Annotated in this window: 16 protein-coding genes; 8 read left to right on the top strand and 8 right to left on the bottom strand. The window is 57.6% G+C overall.

Annotated features, from left to right (window positions below):
- Positions 1-2: 2 nt before the first annotated feature.
- Positions 3-1853: a DEAD/DEAH box helicase gene (locus ATO67_RS08930; protein ID WP_067647091.1), complete on the bottom strand. Its 1851-nt coding sequence runs from the start codon at positions 1851-1853 to the stop codon at positions 3-5.
- Positions 1854-2206: 353 nt separating this feature from the next.
- On the opposite strand from ATO67_RS08930, the gene ATO67_RS08925 reads away from it, so the two are divergent.
- The 5 genes from ATO67_RS08925 (at position 2207) to ATO67_RS08905 (ending at position 9233) form a co-directional block, all read left to right on the top strand.
- The gene (locus tag ATO67_RS08925) at positions 2207-3484 is read left to right on the top strand and encodes an aspartate kinase (RefSeq protein ID WP_067647087.1); all 1278 of its coding nucleotides are present in this window, start codon (positions 2207-2209) and stop codon (positions 3482-3484) included.
- A 168-nt stretch (positions 3485-3652) separates the two neighbouring features.
- Positions 3653-5920 (top strand): phosphoenolpyruvate--protein phosphotransferase, encoded by a 2268-nt coding sequence (gene ptsP / locus ATO67_RS08920; RefSeq protein WP_067647084.1) that lies wholly within the window; start codon positions 3653-3655, stop codon positions 5918-5920.
- Between the two features lie 29 nt (positions 5921-5949).
- Complete coding sequence (prfA, locus tag ATO67_RS08915; RefSeq protein WP_067647081.1) at positions 5950-7029, top strand: peptide chain release factor 1; 1080 nt, start codon at positions 5950-5952, stop codon at positions 7027-7029.
- Between the two features lie 38 nt (positions 7030-7067).
- Positions 7068-7892: a peptide chain release factor N(5)-glutamine methyltransferase gene (gene prmC, locus ATO67_RS08910; protein ID WP_067647351.1), complete on the top strand. Its 825-nt coding sequence runs from the start codon at positions 7068-7070 to the stop codon at positions 7890-7892.
- Between the two features lie 393 nt (positions 7893-8285).
- On the top strand, positions 8286-9233 hold the full coding sequence (locus ATO67_RS08905) for a DUF4167 domain-containing protein (protein WP_067647078.1): 948 nt from the start codon (positions 8286-8288) through the stop codon (positions 9231-9233).
- A 687-nt stretch (positions 9234-9920) separates the two neighbouring features.
- On the opposite strand, the gene ATO67_RS08895 is transcribed toward ATO67_RS08905, so the two are convergent.
- The 6 genes from ATO67_RS08895 to ATO67_RS08870 form a co-directional block, all read right to left on the bottom strand.
- Positions 9921-10766: a dipeptide ABC transporter ATP-binding protein gene (locus tag ATO67_RS08895; RefSeq protein WP_067647074.1), complete on the bottom strand. Its 846-nt coding sequence runs from the start codon at positions 10764-10766 to the stop codon at positions 9921-9923.
- Entirely contained in the window at positions 10763-11617 is an 855-nt protein-coding gene (locus ATO67_RS08890) for an ABC transporter ATP-binding protein (protein WP_082760205.1), read from the bottom strand. The genes ATO67_RS08895 and ATO67_RS08890 overlap by 4 nt, the downstream gene beginning before the upstream one ends.
- Before the next feature lies 1 nt (position 11618).
- The gene (locus ATO67_RS08885) at positions 11619-12485 is read right to left on the bottom strand and encodes an ABC transporter permease subunit (RefSeq protein WP_425352194.1); all 867 of its coding nucleotides are present in this window, start codon (positions 12483-12485) and stop codon (positions 11619-11621) included.
- Positions 12486-12552: 67 nt separating this feature from the next.
- Positions 12553-13557, bottom strand: a complete 1005-nt coding sequence (locus tag ATO67_RS08880; RefSeq protein ID WP_067647072.1) for an ABC transporter permease subunit — start codon at positions 13555-13557, stop codon at positions 12553-12555.
- Between the two features lie 148 nt (positions 13558-13705).
- A complete protein-coding gene (locus ATO67_RS08875) occupies positions 13706-15307 on the bottom strand; it encodes an ABC transporter substrate-binding protein (protein ID WP_067647068.1) in 1602 nt (533 codons plus the stop codon).
- Positions 15308-15597: 290 nt separating this feature from the next.
- Positions 15598-16284, bottom strand: a complete 687-nt coding sequence (locus ATO67_RS08870) for a superoxide dismutase (protein ID WP_067647066.1) — start codon at positions 16282-16284, stop codon at positions 15598-15600.
- A gap of 134 nt (positions 16285-16418) precedes the next feature.
- Here ATO67_RS08870 and ATO67_RS08865 point away from each other — a divergent pair, with 134 nt between their 5' ends.
- The 3 genes from ATO67_RS08865 to ATO67_RS08855 all read left to right on the top strand — a co-directional run bounded on the left by ATO67_RS08865 (position 16419) and on the right by ATO67_RS08855 (position 19849).
- On the top strand, positions 16419-17492 hold the full coding sequence (locus ATO67_RS08865; RefSeq protein ID WP_067647345.1) for an NAD(P)-dependent alcohol dehydrogenase: 1074 nt from the start codon (positions 16419-16421) through the stop codon (positions 17490-17492).
- Positions 17493-17589: 97 nt separating this feature from the next.
- Complete coding sequence (locus tag ATO67_RS08860; protein WP_067647062.1) at positions 17590-18645, top strand: sugar phosphate isomerase/epimerase family protein; 1056 nt, start codon at positions 17590-17592, stop codon at positions 18643-18645.
- A gap of 16 nt (positions 18646-18661) precedes the next feature.
- Entirely contained in the window at positions 18662-19849 is a 1188-nt protein-coding gene (locus tag ATO67_RS08855) for a Gfo/Idh/MocA family protein (protein ID WP_067647059.1), read from the top strand.
- Between the two features lie 244 nt (positions 19850-20093).
- Here ATO67_RS08855 and ATO67_RS08850 read toward each other — a convergent pair whose 3' ends face one another.
- Positions 20094-20276: a hypothetical protein gene (locus tag ATO67_RS08850; protein ID WP_067647056.1), complete on the bottom strand. Its 183-nt coding sequence runs from the start codon at positions 20274-20276 to the stop codon at positions 20094-20096.
- Positions 20277-20365 lie beyond the last annotated feature (89 nt).

Raw genomic sequence — 20365 nt, 5'->3', positions numbered from 1 at the left:
TGTTAGGTGCGATCTTTTTTCTTGGGAGCGCGTTTTTCGAAGGGCTTGTCTTTTTTGCCATCGAACTTCGCCGGCCTGTCACCGACGGGTGCCGCCGCTTTCTTCTTCCAAGGCTTGTCATCCGTGCGGCGTTCGCCACCGGCTGCGGGCTTTTCGGCAAATTTCCGCTGCGGCTTTGCAGGGCGCGTGTCTTCGCGCGCACCACCGGTCATGTCGGGCTTGCCGTCCATGGCTTTCACACGAATGCCCTTTTCCAGCATCATGTCTTTGCCGAGGGCCGAGGTAAAACGGTCCACCGCATCGGCGGCAAGTTCCACATAGGTCTCGGTCTGCTGCATACGGATCGCGCCGATATCCTGACGCGTCAGCTTGCCGAATCGGCACAGCATGGGAATGAGCCAGCGTGGTTCGGCATTCTGCTTGCGGCCAACGGAAAGCGTAAACCAGCCGCTGTCGGAAAAGTCGGAGCGATCGCGGCGCGGTTCGTTGTTTTCAACGGTCTCGAAGCCTTCGCGGCGTGGCTTGCGGGCTCCATCCAGAGAAACTTCGGCAATGTCCTCAGGTGCGGAACGACCCGCATGGTAGAGACGCACGAAAGCGGCGGCTACCTTTTCGGCGCCGTGCTGTTCCAACAGCTTGGCAACGAAATCGCGCTCGTCATCATTCACGTTTTCCGTCAGCGAAGCATCGGCCAGCAGACGTTCGCCGTCACGCTGGGTGATTTCCTCGGCAGATGGCGGACGAACCCAGGCAGGGCTGACCTTGGCGCCTTCCAGAAGACGCTCGGCTTTGCGGCGTTGGCTCATCGGCACGATAATGGCGCTGATGCCCTTCTGTCCGGCGCGACCCGTGCGGCCGGAGCGGTGCAGAAGTGTGTCGGAGTTGGTCGGCAGATCGGCATGGATAACGAGTTCGAGACCCGGCAAGTCGATACCGCGTGCGGCAACGTCTGTCGCCACGCAAACGCGGGCGCGGCCATCACGCATGGCCTGCAAAGCGTGCGTACGCTCGTTCTGGCTCAATTCACCAGACAGGGCCACAACGGAGAAACCGCGATTGTTCAGGCGCGCTGTCAGATGGTTGACGGCTGCACGGGTGGAGCAGAATACGATGGCATTGCGGGCTTCGTAAAAGCGCAGTGCATTGATGATCGCGTTTTCGCGGTCGGATGGCGAAACCACCATGGCGCGGTATTCAATATCGACGTGCTGCTTCTGCTCGGATGTCGTCGCAACGCGCACGGCATTCTTCTGGTAGCTTTCGGCAAGCTTGGCAATGCTGCGAGAAACTGTCGCCGAAAACATCAGCGTGCGGCGGTCGGATGGCGATTCTTCCAGAATGAATTCCAGATCTTCGCGGAAACCGAGGTCGAGCATTTCGTCGGCCTCATCCAGCACCACGGCGCGAATGGACGAAAGGTCCAGCGCCTTGCGCTTGATGTGGTCGCAAAGACGGCCCGGTGTGCCAACGATGATATGGGCACCACGCTCCAGCGCACGGCGCTCGGCACGGATGTCCATGCCGCCAACGCAGGATGCAATGGAAACGCCGGTGAATTCATAAAGCCATTCCAGCTCGCGCATCACCTGCATGGCAAGTTCGCGGGTCGGGGCAATGGCGATGCCGAGTGGCGCACCCGCCTGGCCGAAGCGGCCATTCTTCTGCAACAGCGTCGGGGCAATGGCCATACCGAAGGCGACGGTCTTGCCAGAGCCCGTCTGGGCGGAAACCAGCGCGTCCTGTCCGTCCAGCTCAGGGGCAAGCATTGCCTTCTGAACAGGAGTCAAATCTTTGTAGCCGCGTTTTTCCAACGCCTGTGCAATCGCCGGGGCGATACCCTGGGTTTCTGTCATCTACCGTCTTTCGGATATTGGGCTGCCTGCATCCGCTCGAAACCATTAGATCATAAGGGTCATAAAGCAGCCGATACGGGCCATTTCGGCCATTCAGCCAGTTGAATTGACGCGCTCATACTGTGAATAGCGACGTTTGTACAGACCAAAGCGGTACGCTCGCTCGGTCGAAACTCCGTTGGTGGGTCGCCGTGCCGATAAAAAGGCGTACCGCACGGTTCATAAACGGCATTGCGTGGCCCATGCCTTTTCGCTATGAGACGCGCAACTGAGGCCGTTTTTAGGAAGGGCCGACTGGGTTGTGCTCTTGTCCGCCGTTTGGGCGGTAATAATGGGATGGTACTGGTCAAACTATGGCGCGCATTGTCATGAAATTCGGCGGTACATCCGTCGCAAATCTCGAACGCATTCATAATGTCGCGCGGCATGTGAAGCGTGAAGTGGATGCTGGCCATGAAGTGGCGGTCGTCGTATCCGCCATGTCCGGCAAAACCAACGAGCTCGTGGAATGGGTTCAGAACACGCCCAAGGTCGCCGGTTCCAACGAAACATCCTTTTACGATGCGCGCGAATATGATGCCATCGTGGCCTCGGGTGAGCAGGTCACATCAGGTCTTCTGGCCATCGCCTTGCAGTCCATGGGCGTCAATGCCCGTTCCTGGCAGGGCTGGCAGATTCCCATCCGCACCGACAATGCCCATGGCGCTGCCCGCATTCTGGAAATCGATGGTTCCGATATCGTTCGCCGCATGGGCGAGGGACAGGTCGCCGTGGTTGCCGGGTTCCAGGGCTTGGGGCCAGATAACCGCATTGCCACGCTCGGTCGTGGCGGCTCGGATACGTCAGCCGTTGCTATCGCCGCCGCCGTCAAGGCAGATCGTTGCGATATCTATACGGATGTCGATGGCGTCTACACCACCGATCCGCGCATCGTGCCAAAGGCGCGCCGCCTCAAGAAAGTCGCCTTCGAGGAAATGCTGGAAATGGCATCCTTGGGCGCAAAAGTTTTGCAGGTTCGCTCGGTAGAGCTTGCCATGGTGCACAAGGTTCGTACCTTCGTGCGCTCCAGTTTCGAGGATCCCGATGCGCCGGGCATGGGTGACCTTATCAATCCGCCCGGTACTTTGATTTGTGACGAGGAAGAAATCGTGGAACAGGAAGTCGTAACCGGCATCGCCTATGCCAAGGACGAAGCACAAATTTCGCTGCGCCGCCTGTCGGACCGGCCGGGTGTTTCCGCTGCCATTTTCGGACCTTTGGCCGAATCGCACATCAATGTGGACATGATCGTGCAGAACATCTCTGAAGATGGTTCGCGCACCGACATGACGTTTACAGTTCCTTCTGGCGATATGCCCAAGGCCATCAAGGTTCTGGAAGACAACAAGACGCAGATCGGTTTCGACGTCGTTCAGAACGAGACCGGTCTTGCCAAGGTTTCGGTCATCGGCATCGGCATGCGCAGCCATGCCGGTGTTGCCGCAAGCGCTTTCAAGGCACTTGCTGAAAAAAATATCAACATCAAGGCCATCACGACGTCGGAAATCAAGATTTCCATTCTTATTGATGGTGCCTATGCGGAACTTGCAGTTCGTACTTTGCATTCTGCTTACGGTCTGGATAAGAGTTGATTCTGTAACGTCGATACACGTCATCCGATTCTTTTGGAGACGTTGAACGGTTGACGGTGAATCGACTGCGCATCCCTGCCGTCCGGCTTGCTGTGCAGGCTTTGTTTTGGTGGTTCTTCCATGCGGGTCATCTCGCCCCGCATGTGAAGGTGTCAGGGAGCACACGCGATGAGAGACCTATCTGCAGGTCCACGTGTTCTTCTCAAGCGGCTTCGCGAAATGATGGCGGAGCATCTTGAGCCGCAGGAGCGCCTCGACCAGATTGTCCGGCAGATTGCCAGTAACATGGTGGCGGAGGTGTGCTCCGTCTACGTGCTGCGCTCTGACAGCGTACTCGAGCTTTATGCCACCGAAGGACTCAATAAAGACGCAGTCCATCTTGCCCAGTTGAAAATGGGGCAAGGTCTGGTCGGTACCATTGCCGCATCCGCCCAACCGCTCAATCTTTCCGATGCGCAGGCCCACCCCGCTTTCCGCTATCTGCCTGAAACGGGTGAAGAAATTTATCATTCCTTCCTCGGTGTCCCGATTTTGAGATCCGGTCGCACTCTTGGCGTTCTTGTCGTCCAGAACAAGACAAGCCGTACATACCGGGAGGACGAAGTTGAGGCACTCGAAACAACCGCGATGCTCATTGCAGAAATCGTAGCGAGCGGTGAATTGAAAACAATCACCCGTCCCGGCGTGGAACTGGACCTGACAAGGGCCGTGTCCATCAATGGTGATGCCTATGGCGAAGGCCTGGGCCTCGGCCATGTCGTGCTGCATGATCCGCGCATTGTCGTCACCAATCTTCTGAACGAAGATGCCGATACCGAAATCCGGCGTCTCGCAGAAGCGATCGGTTCTCTGCGTCTGTCGATCGATGACATGCTCCAGCGCCGCGATGTTGCCACCGAAGGCGAACACCGCGAGGTTCTGGAAACCTATCGCATGTTCGCCCATGATCAGGGCTGGGTGCGCCGCATGGAGGAGGCCATCCGCAACGGCCTCACCGCAGAAGCGGCGGTCGAAAAGGTCCAGAGCGATACCAAGGCGCGCATGATGCGCCTGACGGACCCCTATCTGCGCGAGCGGATGCATGATTTCGACGATCTGGCCAACCGCCTGTTGCGGCAGTTGATCGGTTATGGCGGTCGCCCGGCAGAGCAGGATTTCCCGGTGGATGCCATCGTTCTGGCCCGCGCCATGGGTGCCGCCGAGTTGCTGGATTATCCACGCGAAAAACTTCGCGGTCTTGTGCTGGAAGACGGTGCGGTCACCAGCCACGTCGTTATCGTTGCCCGCGCCATGGGCATTCCCATAATCGGGCAGGCTGCCGGTATCGTAGCGCTTGCCGAAAATAACGACGCGATTATCATCGACGGCGATGACGGGCAGGTGCATCTGCGCCCCGTCATCGATTTGCAGCGCGCCTATGAGGAAAAGGTGCGTCTGCGTGCCAAGCGTCAGGAGCAGTTCCGGGCGTTGCGCGATGTCGAGCCCGTCACCAAGGACGGTGTGCGCGTCGATCTGAAAATGAACGCTGGACTTCTTGTCGATCTGCCGCAACTGGAAGAATCCGGCGCCGATGGCATCGGCCTGTTCCGCACCGAACTGCAATTCATGATAGCCTCGACCATGCCGAAGGGCGAGGAGCAGGAAGCGTTCTATCGCAGCGTTCTTCGCAACGCCAAGGGTAAGCCTGTCACCTTCCGCACGCTGGATATTGGCGGCGACAAGGTCGTCTCCTATATGCGTGGACAGGAGGAGGAAAATCCGGCCCTCGGCTGGCGCGCCATCCGCCTATCGCTGGATCGTCCCGGTCTGATGCGCACGCAATTGCGTTCTCTGTTGCGCGCGGCCTCCGGCGCAGAATTGCGCGTCATGCTGCCGATGATTACGGAAGTGTCCGAAATCCGAGCCGCGCGTGAGCTGTTGCAAAAAGAAGTGCAGCATCTGTCGAAGTTCGGCCATTCCCTGCCGCGCAAACTGCAATTCGGTGCGATGCTGGAAGTGCCGTCGTTGATGTGGCAGCTGGACGAGCTGATGCAGGAGGTTGATTTCGTCTCCGTCGGTTCCAACGATCTGTTCCAGTTCACCATGGCGGTGGATCGCGGCAATGCTCGCGTGTCTGATCGGTTTGACAATCTCGGCAAACCGTTCCTGCGCATTCTGCGCGATATCGTTCGCGCGGGCATTCGCAACAACACGAAGGTGACGTTGTGCGGCGAAATGGCCAGCAAGCCACTATCCGCCATGGCACTGATCGGGCTTGGCTTCCGCTCTGTTTCCATGTCGCCAACTGCCATCGGTCCCGTCAAGGCCATGTTGCTGGGTCTGGATGTCGCGACACTGTCTGAAGCGCTGGAAGCGGCACTAGACGATCAAAAGTCGGTGGAAAGTCCGCGCCAGCTGCTTTTGCGCTTTGCCGCGGCCCATTCTATCCCTATCTGAAAGCCAACAACAATTGGAGTGCGTGACAGGTGGCTAAGCTCCCCGTCGAAAAAATGCGTGAGCTTGAGCGTCGCTTCGGTGAAATCGAAGCGCGCATGGCGGCCGGTCCAGCCGCCGATGTCTATGTGAAGCTGGCATCGGAATATTCCGAGCTTCAACCGGTCGTCAACAAAATCCGCGAATACGAAAAGGCGATAGCCGAAGCTGCCGATCTCGAAGCGTTGCTGGCGGATAAATCCACCGACAAGGACATGCGGGATTTGGCCGAGGCCGAGTTGCCGGAGATATCCGAGCATATCGAAACGCTGGAGAAGGACATGCAAATCCTTCTTCTGCCCAAGGACGCCGCCGACGAGAAAAGCGCGATCCTGGAAATTCGCGCCGGTACCGGCGGTTCGGAAGCCGCTCTTTTCGCGGGCGATCTGTTTCGCATGTATGAGCGTTTCGCCAGCACCAAGGGCTGGAAGGTGGAAATTCTGTCTGCCAGCGAAGGGGAAGCGGGCGGTTACAAGGAAATCATCGCCACCATCACCGGGCGCGGCGTGTTCTCTAAGCTGAAATTCGAATCCGGCGTTCACCGTGTCCAGCGTGTGCCGGATACCGAGGCCAGCGGGCGCATTCACACCTCAGCGGCAACCGTCGCTGTCCTGCCGGAAGCCGAAGAGATCGACATCGAAATTCGCGCCGAAGACATCCGCATCGATACGATGCGCGCATCCGGTGCCGGTGGCCAGCACGTCAATACCACCGACTCTGCGGTTCGCATCACCCATCTACCCACCGGCCTCATCGTCACCAGTTCGGAAAAATCACAGCACCAGAACCGTGCCAAGGCCATGCAGGTTCTTCGTTCGCGCCTTTACGATATCGAGCGCCAGAAGGTGGATGGAGAACGGTCTGCCGAGCGCAAGAGCCAGGTCGGCTCGGGCGACCGGTCCGAGCGCATCCGCACCTATAACTTTCCGCAAGGCCGCATCACCGATCACCGCATCAACCTGACGCTCTACAAGCTGGACCGCATGATAGAAGGCGACATAGACGAGATGGTCGACGCTCTGATAGCCGATTATCAGGCGGGCCAACTGGCTCAACTCGGCGAGCAGTCGTGAACCAGCCGCCGCTGACGGTTGATGCGCTTGCGGCGCAGATGCGCAAGCGTCTGACTGACGCCGGCATGGCCGATCCGCTGACCGACACGCGCCTGCTCATCGGTGAAGTCATCGGCTTTTCGCTGACGGATTTCGTGCTGAATGGAGCCCGCCCGGTCAGTGAAGAAGAGATGGCGCAGATCGAGGCCATGATTGCGCGACGCGAACATGGCGAACCGGTACATCGCATTCTCGGCCATCGCGAATTCTATGGTCTCGATTTCATGTTGTCTCGGGGCACATTGGAGCCGAGGCCAGACACCGAAGTGCTGGTGGATGCGCTGCTGCCACACGTAAAACGCATCATCGCCAAAACCGGCGCTGCGCGTATTCTCGACATGGGTACTGGCACCGGAGCTATCTGTCTGGCGCTTCTCCAGCAATGTCCTGAAGCCACAGGCGTCGGCAGCGATATTTCAACGGATGCGCTGGAAACGGCGCGCAAAAATGCGCAACGTCATGGGCTCGATACCAGGTTCGAAGCGGTTGAAAGCCACTGGTTTGCGCAGATTTCCGGCCGTTTTGACATAATCGTGTCGAATCCGCCTTATATAAAAACCGCAGTCATCGAAACGCTTGATCGCGACGTGCGCAAATTCGACCCGATGCAAGCTCTCGACGGCGGTAAGGATGGCCTTTCTCCCTATCGCTCGATTGCTGAAAAAGCGGTGGATTTCCTCAACGAAGACGGCGTTATCGGCGTTGAAATCGGATACGATCAAAAGGTGGATGTGGCGGCTATATTCGCAAGCAACGCCTATGGCTGTATCGAAGCAATCAGGGATTATGGCGGGAATGACCGCGCTATGATCTTTCGCAAATAGACCGGACCGATCTGATATGTGTTTTGTTCAAGGTTATTTTGCAAAGCAAAAGAAAAGGCTTGGATTTCCACGGGAAGCGGGCTAGTTTGCGGCCACATGCCGGGTGGCTGAGGGTGGATTTTAGATTCGCCGTGGTAAAGATCAGTCCCGACGCGGGTCCTTTTTGAGGTCCCTGTAAGGCTGGGCGTTCCCGGTGTGTGACTCAGTAAACTTTCTTCGCAGGCGGCTTGATGCAGCATTTGCGCATCCGGGCGATATACGCGACGCCTTGTCCTTGGGGTCATGGCGCGCGATTGGGGGCAGTTTCGGAAAACAGGGCAATGGTCCCATGATTCCGCCATTGCATCGAAACAATGAAAATTATCAGCAAAACAGAATTCAGGTGAGCAATTGATGAGGCCAGGACAGCAGCAAAACAAGCGCGGCCGGGGGCGTGGTAGCAACAACAATAACAATGGCGGCGGTGGTGGCAGCGGAAACAACAACAACTTCAACCGCAAGGGCGGCAATCCGCTCACCAGAAGTTATGACAGCTCCGGCCCGGACGTTAAAGTACGCGGCACAGCCCAGCATATAGCCGAAAAATATTTGACGCTGGCTCGCGATTCTCAAAGCTCTGGCGACCGCGTCATGGCTGAAAACTACCTGCAGCACGCTGAACATTATAACCGTATCATCTTGTCCGCTCAGGCGCAGATGCAGGAACGCTTCCAGCGCGATGAACGCGGCGAGTTCCAGCAGGACCGCGATGGCGACGATATCGATGGCGATGACAACGATGATGGCATGGGCTCTGCATCTTCCATGCATGATCACCAGGATCAGCGCTCGCAGCGCAATGATCAGGCTCAACGCAATGATCAGCCTCAGCGTAACGAGCAGCCAGAGCGCCAGGAACGGTCCGAGCGTCAGGAACGCCCTGAGCGTGCCGAACGTCAGGATCGACCAGAGCGTCAGGATCGCCCGGAACGTCAGGACAGAAACGAGCGCCGTGACCGTCGCGAACGTCCTGCCCGTCAGGAACGTCAGCCTCGCGAAGGCGATGATGAGAACGCGGTCGCTGTTGTTGCTGCCCCTGTTCCAGCTCCTGTGAGCGCGCCTGTCTACGACGCAAGCTCTGCACCGCAGCCAGTCATCGAAGGCACGCCCAAGGAAGTTGCCGTGGAAGAAGAAGCGCAGGGAGCGACTGCTCCTACCGAGCGCGCTCCACGCCGTCCCCGCAGCACCAGCCCACGCCCACGTCGCCCGCGTCGCGTCGCTGGCAGCGAAGATGGCGAAGCAGCAGCAACGGAAGGTGCAGAAGGCGGCGATGCCTCCACTCTCGAAAACGCTGCGGAATAACGCAGACGCTTTCGTCAGATATGAATTGAGAAAACTCCGGTTCGCCGGAGTTTTTTTGTTTTTGGCCTGCTTTGCAAAACTCGAATGGTCGTGCGTCTTCCCGTCAGGATCAAAGGCGATTGGCTCGGCCGTACTCTCATATGCCCTTCGCCAATCGTCTTTACCCTGCTTTTGCCTTGGATGCACTTTTCCGTTCACGCGGTGCCTGAGCGCCCGTGGCTTGCCGTCTTGTTCAACCCGGAGAGTGCCACGCAAATGCGGAAGGTCTCTGGTATGGTTTTAGTCTGTGGTTGGCCGCATTTGCGTGGCTTTTGGTACAAGGCTCGGGACAGGTCGTTCAAGAACCTGTCCGTCACCCAAGGTTACTTCGAGGAAACCATGTGAGCTTGCCTTTTCGAAGCCGTTCAAGGTCTTCGAAACACGGCGCATCGCACATCGTTTCACCGTGAGGCAACACTGATATCTGCCCGCACGTTACAGCCAGCCATCAGCGCACCTGCCTCCATTTGCCCGCATGTCTCGCGATACATGTGTGCAATGGACGCGAGACTATTGTGCGCGCAGTTTTGCAGCCGTGGAGAAAACTTTTTTGAGGGTTTTGTCGATTATTTTATAAGGCGTTGATTCGTCTCGGAAGTTTTTGAAATTGCCATGCGCCCGAGAGGACGCATGGCACTCAAAAGCTTCTTATCCAGCCTTCGCCAGAGCCTTGGCGGCTACGCGCGCGCGGATGGAATCGACATCCGCCTTGGGTGTCGCTGCAAACAGCGAACGCGTGTAGGAATGCTGCGGGTTGGAGAAGACCTCCTCCCGCGTGCCGTATTCCACCGCTTCACCGAAATACATCACCATGACTTCGTCTGCGATATATTTCACCACGGATAGATCGTGGGAAATGAAGACGTAGGTGAGGCCGAACTCGTCCTGAAGGTCGGACAGCAGGTTCAGCACCTGTGCCTGCACCGAAAGGTCGAGTGCCGAGACAGGCTCGTCCAGCACCAGCAGCTTCGGGTTCAACATCAGTGCACGCGCAATGGCGATACGCTGGCGCTGACCGCCGGAGAACATGTGCGGGTAACGGTTATAGTGTTCCGGTCCCAGACCGACGCGCACCAGCATGTCGTTGGCTTTTTCACGACGTTCGGCTGCGGACAGCTTGGTGTTGATCAGCAGCGGTTCGCCCAGGACATCACCGATCTTCTGACGTGGGTTGAGCGAGCCGTAAGGGTTCTGAAAAACGATCTGCACCTTCTGGCGCATTTCGGATGTCAGGTGACCGGGGCGTGTATCGACCTTTTGGCCGTCGATCAGAAGATCGCCGGATGTCGGTTCATCGATGAAGGTCAGCATGCGGGCGAGCGTGGACTTGCCGCAACCGCTTTCGCCGACGATGGCCAGCGTCTTGCCAGTTTCGAGCGAGAAAGACACGCCCTTGACCGCATGAATGGTCTTGGCCTTTTTCATGAAGCCGCCGGGAAGATGATAATCACGCTTCATGTTGCGGATTTCGAGCATGGTTTTGGTGTCGGTCATGCCGGTTCTCCCGCAGCTGCTGGTGTGCCATCGAAGAATTGCGACACGGTGGTCAGGCGATCACCCGTCGCATTTTCAGGAAGCGCTGCCAGAAGTGCCTTGGTGTAATTGCTCTTTGGGTTTTCAAACAGGGAGAGCACGTCGGCTTCCTCCATTTTCTTGCCCTTGTATTGCACGATCACCCGGTCCGCAGTTTCAGCCACAACACCCATATCGTGGGTGATCATGATGAGACCCATGCCGGTTTCTGCCTGAAGCTTCATCAGCAGATCGAGGATCTGCTTCTGGATCGTCACGTCGAGCGCGGTCGTCGGTTCGTCGGCAATCAGAAGTTTCGGATTGCAGGCAATAGCGATGGCGATCATCACGCGCTGGCACTGGCCACCCGACATCTGGTGGGGGAAGTGCTTCAGGCGCTCTTCCGGGTCCGGCAGGCCGACAAGCTTGAACAACTCGATGGCGCGGGCGTGACGTGTCGATTTATCCATGCCCATATGGATGCGCAGGACTTCCTCGAGCTGGAAGCCGACCGTGAAGCACGGATTGAGGCTTGCGACCGGTTCCTGGAAGATCATGGCGATATCCTTGCCGATCAGCTTACGGCGCTCGGACGCGCTGAGCTTCTGGATATCCTTGCCCTGAAACAGCATGCGATCAGCGGTGATGCGGGCTGTCCAAGGCAGAAGGCCCATGACTGCCAGCATCGAGACCGATTTGCCAGAGCCGGACTCTCCGACGATGGCCAGAACTTCCCGCTGTTCAACGGAGACGGAAACGCCGTCCACGGCGCGGAACCAGCCGCTTGCCGTTTCGAATTCGACGGTGAGATTATCGATTTGCAGAAGTGCCATATCAGGACCTCTTCAGTTTCGGGTCAAGGGCATCGCGCAGACCGTCGCCCATCAGGTTGATGGCGAGAACGGTGATGAGGATGGCAAGACCGGGGAAGGTGACTACCCACCAGGCGCGCAGAATGAACTCACGCGCTTCGGCCAGCATGGTGCCCCATTCAGGTGCAGGTGGCTGTGCGCCCATGCCGAGGAAGCCGAGTGCTGCGGCATCGAGAATGGCATTGGAGAAGGACAGCGTGGCCTGAACGATGAGCGGAGCCGTGCAGTTGGGGAGGATGGTCTTGAACATCAGACGCATAGGTCCGGCACCGGCCAGACGCGAGGCGGTGACGTAATCCTTGCTCTTTTCGGCCATGACGGCAGCGCGCGTCAGTCGCACGAAGTGCGGCTGCAAGACCAGCGCAATCGCGATCATACCGTTGGTCAGGCTAGGGCCGAGGATGGCGACCAGCACCAGTGCCAGAAGCAGCGACGGGAAAGCCAGAATGATGTCCATGAGACGCATGATCATCGTATCGAGCCAGCCGCGGTAATAACCGGCGATGACGCCGATCAGAATGCCCGTCGTCAGCGAAAGCGTGGTGACGAAAACGCCGATGAAGAGCGAATATTGCGCGCCGTAAATCAGGCGGGACAGAATATCGCGACCAACCGGGTCTGTTCCCAGTAGGTAGGAGCTGTTGCCACCTTCCATCCAGAAGGGCGGAAGCAGGACGACATCACGATACTGCTGGAACGGTGAATGTGGTGCGATGACAGGCGCAAAGACAGCGACGATCACCAGTGCGATGAAAACATAGAGACCGATGACGGCGCCCTTGTTTTCGGAGAAGTAGAACCAGAATTCCTTCAGCATCTGCTTGCGCATGGCGGAAGAGGAAACCGGCTCGGCTGTTTTTGTAATGGCGGTATCGGCCATGAAACGATCCTCTTCTTTAATGCCGGATGCGCGGATTGATGAGGCCATACAGGAGGTCAACGATGAGGTTGACGACCATGATGATGCCCGCAATCAGCAGGAGACCCCCCTGAATGACAGGGTAATCGCGGCGGAAGACGGAATCGACCATCCATTTGCCGATGCCCGGCCATGAGAAGATCGTTTCGGTGAGGATGGCACCGGCCAGCATGACGCCGACCTGAAGACCAATGGTGGTGATGACAGGGATCATCGCATTGCGCAGCGCATGGATGCCGATGACGCGGAAAGGTGCAAGACCCTTGGCGCGGGCGGTGCGAACGTAATCTTCCGACAGCACTTCCAGCATGGCGGACCGTGTCTGGCGCGCAATGACGGCCAGCGGAATGGTGGCCAGCACGATGGACGGCAGGATGAGATGGCTGAGCGCCGAAGAAAACGCGCCTTTTTGACCTGACAGTAGCGAGTCGATCAGCATGAAGCCGGTGACGGGCGGGAAGTAGAACATCAGCGAGATGCGGCCCGATACCGGTGTCCATTGCAGGATGCCGGAAAACAGGATGATGAGCAGCAGTCCCCACCAGAAGATCGGCATGGAGTAACCTACGAGTGCAACGCCCATCAGGCCTTGATCGAAGGCCGATCCGCGCTTGATGGCGGCGATGATGCCCGCTGGAATGCCGATGGCGATGGCGATGAGCATGGCGCAGAAGGACAATTCCACGGTTGCGGGAAACAGTGCCTTGAACTGCGTGAGGATAGGCGTCTTGGACACGATGGACGTGCCAAAATCACCCGTGACGATGCCCTTGAGGTAATCCAGATACTGGATGATCATGGGTCGGTCCATGCCGAGAGCCGCACTGATCTGTGCATGCCGCTCCGGCGACATCACGCGCTCACCGGACAGGAGGGCGACCGGATCTCCCGGCAACAGCCGGATGAACAGGAACGCGATAATAGAAACCCCGATGAAGGTCGGGATGAGCACGGCGATACGCCGCACGAGAAAGCCAATCATGAAAAACCTTCGATCTGTTCCGCCTGGAACCTATGCGCTGGCAGTAGCGACCTTTTCGGTCTGCTTCTTTGTTGTTTAGAGATGCTTCAGAACGCAAGTGCCGCGCGCCTTGAGACAAGACACGCGGCATTTTCAGATGCGTCGAATGTTACTCGGCGATATCAACGTTCTCGAACGTGAAGTCACCCAGCGGGCTCTGGACGAAACCAGTGACTTCCTTGCGCATCGGAACGACGGACAAGGAGTGGTCGATGGTGGCCCAAGGTGCCTGCTTCTTGAAGACGACCTGTGCTTCTTCGTAGAGTTTGGTGCGTTCTGCCTGATCGGTGGTGATCTTGGCTTTCTTCACCAGTGCATCAAAGTCCTTGTCGCACCACTGAGCACGGTTGTTGCCGCCAACGGCATCGCAACCCAGCAGCGTGTCAAGGAAGTTGTCCGGATCACCATTGTCACCAGTCCAGCCGAGGAACACGGCGCCGTCACGGTCCTTTGCCTTCGAACGGTCGAGATATTCGGCCCATTCGTAGGAAACGATCTCGACCTTCACGCCGATCTTGGCGAAATCACTCTGGATGACTTCGGCAGCGCGGCGCGCGTTGAGCATGTATGGACGCGAAACCGGCATCGCCCAGACCTTCATCGAAAGGTCCTTGACGCCTGCGTCTGTCAGCATCTTCTTGGCTGCTTCCAGATCGTAAGTGTCGTCTTCGACCTTGTCGTTGTAGGACCACATTGTCGGTGGCAGTGGGTTCTTGGCAGGTGTTGCCATGCCCTGGAACACGGCGTCAACGATGGCCTTCTTGTTGATGGCCTTGTTGAGCGCCTTGCGGACTTCCGGCTTGTCGAAAGGAGCCTGTGTCGTGTTGTAGGCGAGGTAGGCAACGTTGAGGCCTTCCTGTTCCATAACCGTCAGGGTTGGGTCTTTCTTCATGGACGCAACGTCGGCAGCGTTCGGGTAAGGCATCAGGTGGCATTCGCCAGCCTTCAGCTTCTGGAAGCGAACGGCAGCATCGGTGGTGATGGCGAAGACCAGATCGTCGATCTTTGGCGCGCCGCCCCAATATTCCTTGTTGGCCTTGAAGCGGATGACGGCATCCTGCTGGTAGGCGACAAAGGCGAATGGACCGGTGCCGACCGGCATCTGGTTCAACTGGGCCTGCTTGCCTTCAGCGGCCAGCTTGTCCGTGTATTCCTTCGAGATGATCGAAGCAAATGGCATGGCCAGGTTGGCAAGGAACGGCGCTTCAGGGCGGTTCAGGGTGAACTTGACCGTCATGTCGTCGACTTTTTCGACAGACTTGATCAGCTTGGGGAAGCCCATGCCTTCAGCATATTCCCAGGACGTGCCAGGTACATACTGGTGCCAAGGGTTATCGGTCTTGATCTGGCGGTCGATCGACAGAATGACGTCGTCTGCGTTGAGATCACGCGTTGGCGTGAAGAATTCTGTGGTCTGGAACTTGACGCCCTTGCGGAGCTTGAACGTGTAGACCGTGCCGTTTTCCGACACTTCCCAGCTTTCTGCGAGACCGGCAACCGGCTTTGTGGTGCCGGGTTCGAATTCCAGAAGGCGGCTGTAAACGGTGTGGGCCGAGGCATCGAATGTGGTGCCAGCTGTGTAAAGGCCCGGATCGAAACCTTCCGGCGAACCTTCCGAGCAATATACGAATGTCTTTGCGCTTGCAGCGGCAGGTGCAAAGCACGTCGCCGAAAGCAAGGCTGCAGCGATTAGGCCAAGTCTGTATCTCATCAAAGAGCTCCCAATTTTTGTATCCGGCTCGCTTATTCTGCGACTACCGATGCAACGTGGTTATAAGAAACTTTGCACATACTCAAGCGGGCATGCGGCGCCAATTCAGAGGTTTTTGATCAAAAGTTCAACTTCTTGCGATTTTGATACTAATTTAGGCGAGGGGATTAGAATTTTTGTTTTGAAATGGTAAAAAGCTCGATGTTTTTCTTCCCGAAGGCCTGTTAGCAAAGAAGGCGCCCCGATGGATCGGGACGCCTTCCAAATACAAACAGTTTTTATTGTTACACTCAAGCCATCTTTTCGCCGACAATTCGCCAGTTGATGAGGTTCTCCAGCACGACTTTGATGTGCTCTGGCTTGCGGTTTTCGTAATCGACGTAATAGGCGTGTTCCCAAATATCGATGCCGAGATAGGCAGGACGGCCTACGGCGACCGGATTGTTGCCGTCCTCATATCCCACAAGGGCAAGCTTGTTCTGGTCATCACGCGTCAGCCAGACCCAGCCCGTGCCGAACACTTCATCCGAGGTGGCAACTGCCTTTTCGATGAATTTGCTGTAGTCACCAAAGGCCGCGTTGATTTCGTCTGCCGCTTTGCCTTCCGGGCGCTTCGGACCGCCGGGGGTGAACTGCTCCCAGTAGGCGACGTGGTTCCAGGCCTGTGCCGCGTTGTTGAAAATCTTCTTGTCGGCTGTCTTTCCAGCAGATGCCTTGACGATATCCTCAAGCTCCATATCGGCGTAAGGCGTGCCCTTGGCCAGCGTGTTCAGCTTGTCGAAATAGGCCTTGTGGTGTTTGCCGTAATGCAGGGAAACCGTTTTGGCTGAGATGTGTGGGGCAAGAGCGTCTTCCGCAAAAGGCAGGGCGGGCTGTTTCAAAGGAAGTGCCGCCTTTGCAATTGAGGGCGCGGAAAGCGTCGCAGCGGCCGCCGTTGCTGCAGTGGCGGCCATGACGGCGCGTCTGGTCATTAACATGTCTCATTCTCCCGGTTGGTGTCCAAGCAGAGCAAACCGGTTGGGGCTGGAAAAGTTTCTTTTCGACCTTGCTTATTGATGCCGTTCCCGGTTTTGTTACCGCAAATGTACCGTTGATGGTCGAGGAGGACCGCATGCAGTCGCAAGGAATATCAGGAACGGGCGAGGAGCGATCGCTTGTTCTGGAAGAGTTGGGCAAACTGTCGCTGCGTCCGTTTCCGCTGGATGAGCAGGTTGGCCCGCATGATGTGCGTATTGCCATCCACACCGTCGGCATTTGCGGCAGCGACGTGCATTATTACACCCACGGTGCCATCGGTAATTTTGTTGTTCGCGAGCCGATGATTTTGGGACATGAGGCTTCCGGTACGGTGACAGAGGTCGGTTCCGGCGTGACGAACCTCTCTGTCGGCGATCGTGTGTGCATGGAGCCGGGTATCCCGGACCCGATCAGCCGCGCAAGCCGCATCGGCCATTACAACCTGGACCCCGCCGTGCGTTTCTGGGCCACGCCGCCCATTCACGGCGTACTGCGTGCATCGGTCGTGCACCCGGCGGCCTATACGTTCAAGCTGCCTGATAATGTATCCTTTGCTGCGGGCGCTATGGTGGAGCCATTGGCGGTGGGCGTGCAGGCGGCGACGCAAGCCAAGGTCAAGCCAGGCGACATAGCGGTCGTTATCGGTGCTGGTCCCATTGGTCTCGTCACCGTCCTGGCCGCGCTTGCTGCCGGTTGCGCAAGGGTCATCGTGTCGGATGTCGATCCGGTGAAGCTGAATATGGCGCGTTCGCTTGGACCCGTCGAAACCGTAAACGTCCGAGAGCAGAATTTGGCCGAGCAGGTGCTGAATTCCACGGCTGGCTGGGGTGCGGATGTGATTTTCGAATGCTCCGGCGCGGAAGCCGCGATTACCCGCGTGTTCGAACCGCTGCGGCCAGCGGGAACGGTGGTTTTTGTCGGCATGCCGACCAAGCTGGTTGCCTATGATGTGGTTGCGGCACAAATCCGTGAAGCCCGTGTCGAGCACGTCTTCCGTTACGCCAATGTCTTTGGTCGTTGCGTGGATATGCTGGCATCGGGTGCCATCGATGTCGCGCCGCTGATCACCCGCACCTTCGATTTCGAAGACAGCATCAAAGCGTTCGATCTCGCCGCTTCTGCCCCCGCTGGCGAAGTGAAGATGCAAATTATCATGCCGGGTGGATGATTGAGGGTTGCACGAAATTTATCAGCGGTTAGCTTGAACGCCGTTGACGGGCGGAGGTCATAACCGTTCAACTGTATCGATGCAGGAGGAGAAATTCATGAAGACGATCAAAGGACCGGGGCTTTTTCTCGGTCAGTTCGCAGGCGATGCCGCACCGTTCAATATGTGGGACAGCATTACCAAGTGGGCGGCTGAAAAGGGTTATCTCGGCGTGCAGGTGCCAACCTGGGCCGGACAGTTGATCGACCTGAAAAAGGCAGCCGAATCCAAGGACTATTGCGACGAATTTGCCGGTGTCGCACGCCAGAACGGCGTCGAGGTCACTGAGCTTTCCACCCATCTGCAAGGCCAACTGGTGGCGGTACACCCGGCCTATGACGAAGCTTTCGATGGTTTTGCCGCACCTGAAGTGCGTGGCAACCCCAAGGCGCGTCAGGAATGGGCCGTCGAACAGGTCAAGCTTGCGCTAAAGGCATCGCGCAATCTCGGCATCAACGCCCATGCGACATTTTCCGGCGCGCTGGCTTGGCCGTTCATTTATCCCTGGCCGCAGCGTCCTGCCGGTCTGGTGGAGGCCGCGTTTGACGAGCTTGCCAAGCGCTGGACGCCGATCCTCGATTACGCCGATGAGCAGGGCGTCGATGTCTGCTACGAAATTCACCCCGGCGAAGACCTGCATGATGGCGTGACCTTCGAGATGTTCCTGGAGCGCGTGAAGAACCACAAACGGGCCAACATGCTCTACGATCCCTCGCACTACGTGCTGCAGTGCCTGGATTATCTCGACAATATCGATATCTACAAAGACCGTATCAAGATGTTCCACGTCAAGGATGCCGAGTTCAACCCGACCGGACGCCAGGGCGTTTATGGCGGCTATCAGGGTTGGGTCGAGCGGGCTGGACGCTTCCGGTCGCTGGGCGACGGGCAGGTGGATTTCGGCGCCGTATTCTCGAAAATGGCCGCCAATGATTTCGATGGCTGGGCCGTGGTCGAATGGGAATGCGCGCTGAAGCATCCTGAGGACGGTGCTGCCGAAGGCTCCGAATTCGTCAAGGCGCATATCATTCGCGTTACTGAAAAAGCCTTCGACGACTTCGCGTCGTCAGGCACCGATGACGCCGCCAACCGCCGCATGCTCGGCCTTTCATAAAATCCGAGGAGATAAAATGACGATCGAAGGAAAAACGACCGACAAGGCCAATGCGCGCATTCGCCTCGGCATGGTAGGCGGCGGCTCCGGCGCGTTCATCGGTGGCGTGCATCGTATGGCAGCGCGGCTGGACAACCGGTTTGAGCTGGTTGCAGGGGCGCTGTCCTCGACACCGGAGAAGTCCAAGGCTTCAGGTCTGGAACTGGGTCTGGATGAAGACCGCTGCTATGGCTCGTTCGAGGAGATGGCGGAAAAGGAAGCGTCACGGCCCGATGGTATTCAGGCCGTGTCCATCGTCACGCCCAACCATGTGCACTATCCTGCGGCGAAGGCTTTTCTGGAGCGCGGCATCCACGTCATCTGCGACAAGCCGCTGACCTCCAATCTGGAGGATGCCAAGAAGCTGAAAGCGGTTGCCGATAAGGCCGATGCGCTTTTCGTGCTGACCCATAACTACACCGGTTACCCCATGGCGCGCCATGCGCGTGAACTGGTGGAAACCGGTGCGCTGGGCGATATCCGTCTGGTGCAGATGGAATATCCGCAGGACTGGCTGGCGGAACCTGTCGAGCAGACGGGTGCCAAGCAGGCTGTATGGCGCACGGACCCGGCGCAATCTGGTGCAGGCGGATCGACCGGCGATATCGGCACGCACGCCTACAATCTCGGCTGCTTCATCTCCGGTCTTGAGGCCGATGAACTGGCTGCGGATGTGCATACTTTCGTGGAAGGTCGTCGTCTCGACGACAACGCCCATGTCATGCTGCGCTTCAAGGCCAAGGACGGCAAGATGCCTGCCAAGGGCTTGTTGTGGTGCAGCCAGGTGGCTGTGGGCAACGAAAACGGCCTGAAGGTGCGCATCTATGGCAGTAAAGCTGGCATCGAATGGACGCAGGCTGACCCGAACTATCTGTGGTTCACCAAGCTGGGCGAACCCAAACAGCTTATCACTCGTGGCGGTGCAGGCGCAGGAGCGGCTGCTGCCCGCGTCAGCCGTATTCCATCCGGCCATCCGGAAGGCTACCTAGAAGCCTTCGCGACGATCTACACCGAAGCGGCCAATGCGATTGAGGCACGCCGAAATGATACGGCACTGGATGGCGCGGTGGTGTACCCTACCATCGATGACGGCGTGAAGGGTGTCGCCTTTGTCGAGGCCTGCATTGCTTCATCGAAGCAGAATGGCGGATGGGTGAAGCTGTGATCTCGACGTGAGGGTGGTGGGTCACATAAGCATCACGAGCTGCCGGGTTTGGCTTACCCCCCTCTGCCCTGCCGGGCATCTCCCCCTCAGGTGGGGAGATCGACTTGCGGTGAGCCCTCGCCCAACTCTACCGTCGCGGATAGAGTGGTACTCGTGCTCCTAGCCAATCTCCCTCCTTGTGGGGGAGATGCCCGGCAGGGCAGAGGGGGGTACGCCACACCCTCTACCCTCACTATGAAGCGTCCTAAATCACCGGGTACAGCGACCAGAAGAACAGTTCGTGTTCCTGATCACGGTCGTGCTGCTCGGAATCATCCTTATTTCTGGGTTCCGAGTTCACGCCGCTTTCGCGTTTCAGTTTTTGTTCCTGCGCCTTGCGACCGAGACCGAACAGGTCGAAGGAAAGCATATTGAAGCCAGCTACCATTTTGTCCCTCTTTGTCACAATATTTAACGAGACGTAAATATTCGCGCGTTGCCACGATTTCGTCAAGATTGCCGAGGGAATTTGTCTGT

It is taken from the genome of Agrobacterium bohemicum, from assembly GCF_001562555.1.
Taxonomy (GTDB): domain Bacteria; phylum Pseudomonadota; class Alphaproteobacteria; order Rhizobiales; family Rhizobiaceae; genus Agrobacterium; species Agrobacterium bohemicum.
The sequence above is the reverse complement of the archived record's forward strand: the minus strand, read 5'-3'. Positions and strand labels throughout refer to the sequence as shown.